The 7,494-nt window shown below is 49.6% G+C and carries 5 protein-coding genes; 1 reads left to right on the top strand and 4 read right to left on the bottom strand.

What is annotated here, in order from left to right; all coding sequences use genetic code 11:
- The 4 genes from GF404_05880 to GF404_05865 all read right to left on the bottom strand — a co-directional run.
- Nucleotides 1-2,412, bottom strand: a 2,412-nt coding sequence (locus GF404_05880) for a PAS domain S-box protein (protein MBD3381711.1), incomplete at its 3' end; no start/stop codon positions are given.
- A 228-nt stretch (nucleotides 2,413-2,640) separates the two neighbouring features.
- Nucleotides 2,641-4,146 carry a nucleotide sugar dehydrogenase gene (locus tag GF404_05875; protein MBD3381710.1) on the bottom strand — a complete coding sequence of 502 codons (1,506 nt, stop codon included), beginning with the start codon at nucleotides 4,144-4,146 and terminating at the stop codon, nucleotides 2,641-2,643.
- Nucleotides 4,139-4,585, bottom strand: coding sequence for a methyltransferase domain-containing protein (locus GF404_05870; GenBank protein MBD3381709.1), 447 nt, complete (start codon nucleotides 4,583-4,585; stop codon nucleotides 4,139-4,141). The genes GF404_05875 and GF404_05870 overlap by 8 nt, the downstream gene beginning before the upstream one ends.
- 255 nt (nucleotides 4,586-4,840) lie before the next feature.
- Nucleotides 4,841-5,992, bottom strand: coding sequence for a glycosyltransferase (locus GF404_05865; protein ID MBD3381708.1), 1,152 nt, complete (start codon nucleotides 5,990-5,992; stop codon nucleotides 4,841-4,843).
- A 341-nt stretch (nucleotides 5,993-6,333) separates the two neighbouring features.
- On the opposite strand from GF404_05865, the gene GF404_05860 reads away from it, so the two are divergent.
- Nucleotides 6,334-7,494, top strand: a 1,161-nt coding sequence (locus GF404_05860) for an amino acid permease (GenBank protein ID MBD3381707.1), incomplete at its 3' end; no start/stop codon positions are given.

Here is a 7,494-nt window from a genome sequence, read left to right as displayed (position 1 = left end):
CGCCAGTCGAATAATCTCCGGATTGACGAATTTCATCATGCCGTTTGATAGAACAACGATTCCCTCCGCCGCGTTCTCGACCAGCATCCGGAAGCTTTCCTCGCTCTCCTTTAAAGCCTCTTCAGCTTTCTTACGTATAGTGACATCGTGGGCGTAGACCAATCCGCCGAGAACATCTTCACCCGGACCATAAAGCGGAACACCGCGGTTTTCATATATCCGACCGGCATATTCGACCTCGTAGTAGACTTCCTCACCTTTTAATATCTTTAAACACTCGGGAACAAGAATATCCTTGATGCCGGGAAACACATCTTCGATCTTGTTCCCGACAATCATATCTGGTGAAAGGCCGGCATCACTTAACCCCCGGCCATCCACGTAGGTATAAACAAGGTCCCTGTTGAACATAAACAGAGCGCCGTCAGGGAAATTCGCCGTCATCGTGCGAAGCTTGTTTTCACTCTCGGCGAGTGCAATCTGGGCCTTTTTGCGCTCGGTGATATCTTCCATAAAACCATCCACCCAGCGCACATGACCATTTTCATCGCGGTTGACAGCCGCATTTACAGATACAGTAATCGGTAAACCATCTTTCTTTTTCAAATCGAGTTCATAGTTCTGCACTGTACCCTGTTTATAAAGCGTATCCAGAAAAACATTCCTGTCTTCCGGATTCTGGTAAATATCCAGGATCGGTTTGTTGTAAATATCGTCCTCTAAGTCATAACCGAGAATGCGCCGTATGGCCGGATTGGCGTAATCCAGTGTGGGACTGTAGACTCCGCTGACGCGGTAAACACCGACATTGATATTGTTGACCAGGGATCGATACTTTTCTTCCGACTCGCGCAGAGCTTCTTCGGCATTTACTCTCTCTGTGATATCCATAGAAGTGCCCACGATCCTGAAGATCCTGCCATCATCGTCACGAATCGGCACAAGACGAGTTATGACATAGAAGAAACGACCGGATAAATAAACAGCCTCCTCATAAGAGATAGAATCTCCAGCATCAAGGCACGCCCGGTAGTTCGCACGCAGTTTTTTCGCGGCTTCCAAAGTTATGTGCGGAACGAGATCTTCGGGACGTTTTCCCCTGATCTCTTCGAGGCTGATCTTCGATATGATCTGGTGAGCGCGATTTGAGTCGGCATAAATAAAATCGCCATCCGGAGTCACATCGATTACAAAAACCGGATTATCGAGGCCGTTATAGATACTATTTAAGAATTCTTTCTGCCGGCGAATTTCATCTTCTGCCTTCTTGATGTCGGTGATATCCCGGCCGAATTCTACCATGTTGACGACATTGCCATTCTCATCCATGACAGGATATCCGCGCAAGTAGAAAGTACGTCCATCGGGAGTGTTGACTTCCGCTTCCTGTGGTTGTCCGGAATCAAGGGCTTTCAGTACTGGGCAGATTTCGCAGGGAGACTGACGCCCATGCCAGACTTCATAGCAGTGTTTGCCCAGAAGTTGTTTTTGGGTCTGATCAACTGATTCCGCCGATGCCCGGTTGCTCCACAGGATCCTGAGGTCGGTATCATAGAAAGCCAGCATCTCCTGCATCGAATCGAGCACAATCGACTGCTCCCTCTCCAACCGCGTGAGCTTGTCTTCAGCATTTTTACGATCGGTCAGATCATAGATCGTGACCAGGACTTCTTTAAGCTCATCATCAACAGAAGAGTAAATCGGTTGGGTGTTGATCTCGAGCCACTTCTTTTTACGTTTCTGTTTCGAAAACAATGCCCGAACCGCGTCCCTGATCGGCCTGCCGGTAGCGAGGGTAATCATGGATGGATGCTCATTGCCGGAAATGGTGTTCCCCTCCTCATCTGTCATCTCCCAGATCAGATCCAGGGAGTTTCGACTGATAATATCATCTCGTTCCATCTCAAATATTTCACATGTTGTCCGATTAACATAGGTAATGTCACCTGTTTTGGACTGAATCAAAATACCAGCCTTAACAGAATCGTAGAGAGAATCCAGAAGTTCAGCGCGCCGGGGTGACTCGAACGGGTTATCGTAACCGGCCGAACCCGGGGAAACAAGCATCACTTCCTCGACAGCGCCACCGTTTTCGACAGGCACAAAATTGAGCAGTACAACCCGGAAGGAAGCCATAGAATCGACAAATTCAAGCTCTACACCAAGTTGCCTTTGTCCATTGAGAGCGAGCTTGAAACGCCGTAAGAATTCGGCCTGCTTATCATCAGTCAGAAAATGTTTAAAGTCGCGATTCTTGAGATCATCCGGATCTATATCAGAGAGACTGAAATTAGCAAACTTAATCGTCGCTTTCTTATCCAGAACAATAACCCGCTCGGTACATAAACCCGCAAGCTCTCTGAAGTATCTATCCTCCAGATACGAGGACATTTCCGGTTTTGTTTTCGACATATCTTTAATCCGATTTCCCGGGCGGAACTATTGCATTTAACTGCACCTCATGAGGGCACAATCGATTGTATTATTCACAGGTGTTTCTGAGCCTTTTCTATATTTCAATATCGGCCATAAGGTAATATAAATCAAGCAAATAAGTGCAGTTTACAGCATTTGAGGCTTAACCACTGGCAAAAAAAAGCGACCGGGACAACCCGGTCGCCATCATAGAGGTATTTTATGTCAGGACTTACCTAATGCCACAGCTCCGGAAGCACTTACAGGTGGACTGATCTTTTCATGTTTTCCGGAGGAAGATTCAAAATTGAGGCTGAGCGAGGAGGCCTCGACCTGCCGGCTGGTGCCGATTGCCGAAGGCCTGGTCATACGGCCGTTGTCTTTGTACTCGAATCCCAGCGCGATCATCTTCTGGCCATCGAGGCAGTTTCTCGTATCGTGGAGAACAGGTCGGGCCATCAGCATCTTAATCCGCGCGAAATCGAGCTCACGGAATTCCTGCCACTCGGTCAGAAGCAGGGTCGCATCGGCATTGTAGCAGGCATCATAGGCCGAGTCGACAAAAGCCACCTCGGGAATATCGATTTTTCCCAGCTTCATAGCCACCGGGTCATAGGCGACCAGCTCAGCGCCTTCTCTGTAGAGCCTGCGGGCGATATGGATTGCCGGTGATTCGCGGGTATCATCGGTATTGGCCTTGAACGCCACCCCCAGCAGGGCGATTCGTTTGCGACGCAGTGATCCGAGGGTCTGTCTGAGTTTGTCGACCACAGCTTTGTGCTGATGTTTGTTGACATCGAGTGCGGCGCGTCCCAGGCGAAAACGATACTTTGCTCCGCGGGCGGTGTATATCAAAGACTTAACATCCTTGGGCAGACATGATCCACCGAAACCTGGACCCGGATTGAGGCATCCAGGAGCGATCCGGCGATCCATTCCCAGGGCGCGTGAGATCTGGCTGATATCGGCATTGACTTTCTGGCAGATGCTGGCCATCTCGTTGATAAATGATATCTTGACAGCAAGAAATGAATTGGCGGCGTACTTGATAACTTCCGCGGTCTCATTGGTAGTTTCAATTATCGGAATATCGCGCTCGACAAACGATTCGTAGATTTCACGAATCAATTTCACGCCGGTTTCAGAGGAAGCCCCCAGGATCACTCTTTCCGGGTTCAAGAAATCATAAACCGCGGTACCCTGGCGCAAAAATTCCGGGTTGGAGACTATGTCGAATGTGGCCAGGTGACGAATATTGTGGTTGATCAATCTGCTGATTTCTTCCGCTGTTCCGACCGGCACAGTCGACTTAATCACAACCAGGGTGTAACCGCGCATATTTTGGGCGACCTGTCTGGCCGCGCCTCTTAATGCGCTCAAATCGGTTTTACCGCTCGGTCCCTCGGGAGTCCCCACTCCCAGAAAGACAGCCTGGCTGTTTGAAACGCTGGTGGCCAAGTCGGTGCTGAAATCGAGCCTGCCGGCAGCGGCATTCTTTTTGATCAGATCTTCCAGACCTTCTTCATGGATCGGGCATTTCCCGCTTTTGAGGCAGTCGATCTTCTCTTTTATCCTGTCGATACAGGTAACCTCATGGCCGAACTCGGCAAGGCAGGTTCCGGCAACAAGACCGACATACCCTGTTCCGATAACACTGATTTTCATAGTGCCTGCTTTCCTTTCGATGCTTATTTCGTTAAAATTTTCAGGTCCCGGAGTCTCCTTACGCATGAATGCGCTGCTTGAAGATTCTCTGTACTGTTCTCGCAAACGGCAGGCGAATATATGGGGGCAAGGTTTGATGTTCTTTTTTAAATGTCAGGAAGAGATGGCGATGCTCGAGGAAATTGAACGCCGCGGAGATATCCCAAAGCGGTGGAAGCACTATTGTCACATCCTGTCCCACCCGTTTCAGTTCCCTGTAAAATCCGGCTGGATCATCGACATGTTCGATAGTATGCGAACAGAGCACATGGCCGAAGCTCTTGTCTGCAAACGGCAATTCACAGACATTATCGATCTCCACGAAACGCGGAAGTTCGCAATGTTGCACGATATCGGCATTGACACCACCGCCGTCGGTTTTGCCACAGCAGATATTGAGATCCCACCTGCGGCAGTTGACGATACGGCTTTTCAGCACATTATAACTCAAAAAATTCAGAAGCATCATGCAGACGACCGCGCAGGCACCGCTGAATGTGATAAAAAAGAGCGGATTTGAGAGATCGAAAAACGATCCTGAATCGATCCTGGCCAGCATGCGCGAATCTGCGGTAACACCGTAGCTGATCATTGTATTCACGAGATAATTCAAGTTGCAGTTTAAAGTCAACTCAGTGCAACTGCCGGCCGCCTGGGCCAGGTAGAAGAGCTTGAACTGAGTCGCCAGAAGTGGAATCATCAACATGTTCATTCAATCCTTTCAGCTGGCTTTACGAGCGCTGGCAGGCATCGGGAACGCGCCCAGCACGGTTTCATAATAACCGCACAGCGTCTCGAAAATACTTTCCCAGGATCTACGTTCTGCCGCCCGTCGCGCGGAACGTCCCATGGTCCTGCGCAGGCCGGGATTCTCGATCAATTTGACTACCGCGTCGCGGAATTCTTCCTCGGAGTGAGTAACGAACCCATCCACACCATTATCGATAATCTCGCGCGGACCCAGCGAATCGGTAACTATCACCGGCAGTCCCGAACTCATCGCCTCCAAAACGACATTGCCGAATGTATCCGTATGTGACGGGAAGACGAAAATATCACCATCGGCATAGGCCTGGCTGAGAAGCTGCCCGCTCAAACGTCCGCAGAAATTGGCATTGGGAAGCTCGCGTTTCATTATCGGTAAGTAGGGACCATCACCCACCACAGTCAGTCCAGCACCGCTGATCGTTTTAAATATCTTCACCAATAGCTGCATATTCTTCTCAGGTGCCACCCGTCCGACATATATCACCCGCACTTTGTTGTCAGATCTCATCCTGTAAGCGGGGTTGAATTTTTCACCGTCGATTCCACGGGCGATTATATTGACATCGGATGAAAGAAAGTTCAAAAGCTGGCTCCGTACAGCTTCGGAAGGTGCCAGCACAAGCCGGGCCTGGTTGAAAAAATGCAACAGCCAGCGATTGACTATCCGGCCTGTCAGCTTTCCGCAGGCTTTGCCGAATTTCTGGGTGGTCCTGATTTCAGCGTACTGATCCAGTGCGGTATGATAAAGCGAGATCATCGGACTGCTGTTTTTTCGGGCGATCTTGAGAGCCCACAGCCCCATGAACTCCGGGGTACTGCACTGCACCAGATCATACTTTCGCGAGGACAGTCGGCGGATTTTACCCGACATCATCAGGGCCGGATCTACCCACCGAATCGGATCTATTTTTATTGGACATCTTGGTCTATGAGAAAACACCCTGACGCTTCCCCACTTCTCCATATTGTCCCGGTCGCCATAGGCAACGAAATCAGCCTTTATTCCTGCTTTAACAAAGAAAGGAATGAGGTTCTGATAGGTTGTCACAACACCGTCAGTCTCGCCAAAGCGGCCAATAAAACCTGCTGCTATCAGAAGACGCATATCCTGTATCTCTCTAATTGAGCGTCATTTACACTCACTCTACTCAGACAAGGGAGTTTAATTGTTTTTATTAATTGCCAATTAGTAGTATGTTATAATTCAATTAAATAACCGGCTGGCTGTGCATAACATTACGCTCTTAGGGAAAAGGATTATCAGCAAGGTTATTCATTGCTAATGTAGATAAAACATTTACCGGGATTGCCGGCACAAGACAACAATTTTGGCGAGTATTTCACAGACAGTTTTAAATTGGGACAAAATCTATTAGGGATATAGCTTGAACTTTTTATAATTGTGTAAATTGACAGCGAATATGCGTTAAAACGGCTATTTAAAAGATGTCCGAAAAAAAGAAACAAAATCCTGAGGCCCAGCAGGTAACTTTCGCCCGCAGTTTGGGGCTTTTTGATGCCACCATGATCGGCGTCGGCGCTATGATCGGGGCAGGTATTTTCGTTTTGACCGGACTGGCCGCCGGCGAGGCAGGTCCCGCTTCCATTCTGGCTTTCGCGCTCAACGGGGTAGTTACTCTGCTGACAGCTTTTGCCTATGCTGAACTGGCCTCTGCTGTTCCGCGCGCGGGCGGGGGGTATTCCTTCGTGCGCATGGCATTCCCGGGTGCGGCCGGATTTATATCCGGCTGGATGCTATGGTTTGCATATACCGTTGCCTGCAGTCTCTATGCACTCGGATTTGCCGGATATTTCTGGGAGTTTTTTCACAAATATGTGCCCGGCCTGACCGAAAGCCTTTATAGCGTAGTTGGACCCGAACAGGCCGTCCTGGCGGTCACGTTTTTGATCGGAGTGATGTTTACCTGGTTGAACGTGCGCGGCGCCGAGGTTACCGGCAAGACCGAAAATATCCTGACAATCTCCAAAATCATTGTACTGGCAGTTTTCATCTTCTACGGTTTGAGAAAGATTATGGAGCAACCGACCGAGGCGATGGAGAGCTTTACCCCCTTCTTCCCGACTGGTTTAGGTGGTGTGATTGTCGCCATGGGCCTGACCTTTATCGCCTTTGAAGGCTATGACCTGATCGCCACGGTTGCAGAGGAGATTAAACAGCCGGAGAAGAACATCCCGCGAGCGACCTTTATCGCCCTCGGCATGACCGTGCTGATATATCTACTGATTTTGTTCGTTTCACTGGGAGCGGTCAATCCCGATGGTCTGCCCGGATGGCAGTTTTTGGGCAAGTTCAAGGAGACCGCGATCGTGCGTGCGGCCGAAGGATTCATGCCCGCTTTCGGGGTGGCTGTAATCGTCTTCGGCGGTTTACTCTCGACCATGTCTGCTCTCAATGCGACTGTCATGGCTGCTTCGCGGGTGGCATTTTCAATGGGCCGTGATCTCTGGCTTCCAAAAAGGATGGCCACAATTAACGTCAAAACGCGTACACCGCATGTGGCTATTTTCGTAACCGGTATAATCCTGGTGACGATGGCATTGACCTTGCCGATCGAGGCAGTGGGATCAGCTGCCAGCCTTATTTTT

It is taken from the genome of Candidatus Zixiibacteriota bacterium (assembly GCA_014728145.1).
GTDB lineage: Bacteria > Zixibacteria > MSB-5A5 > JAABVY01 > JAABVY01 > WJMC01.
The sequence above is the reverse complement of the archived record's forward strand: the minus strand, read 5'-3'. Positions and strand labels throughout refer to the sequence as shown.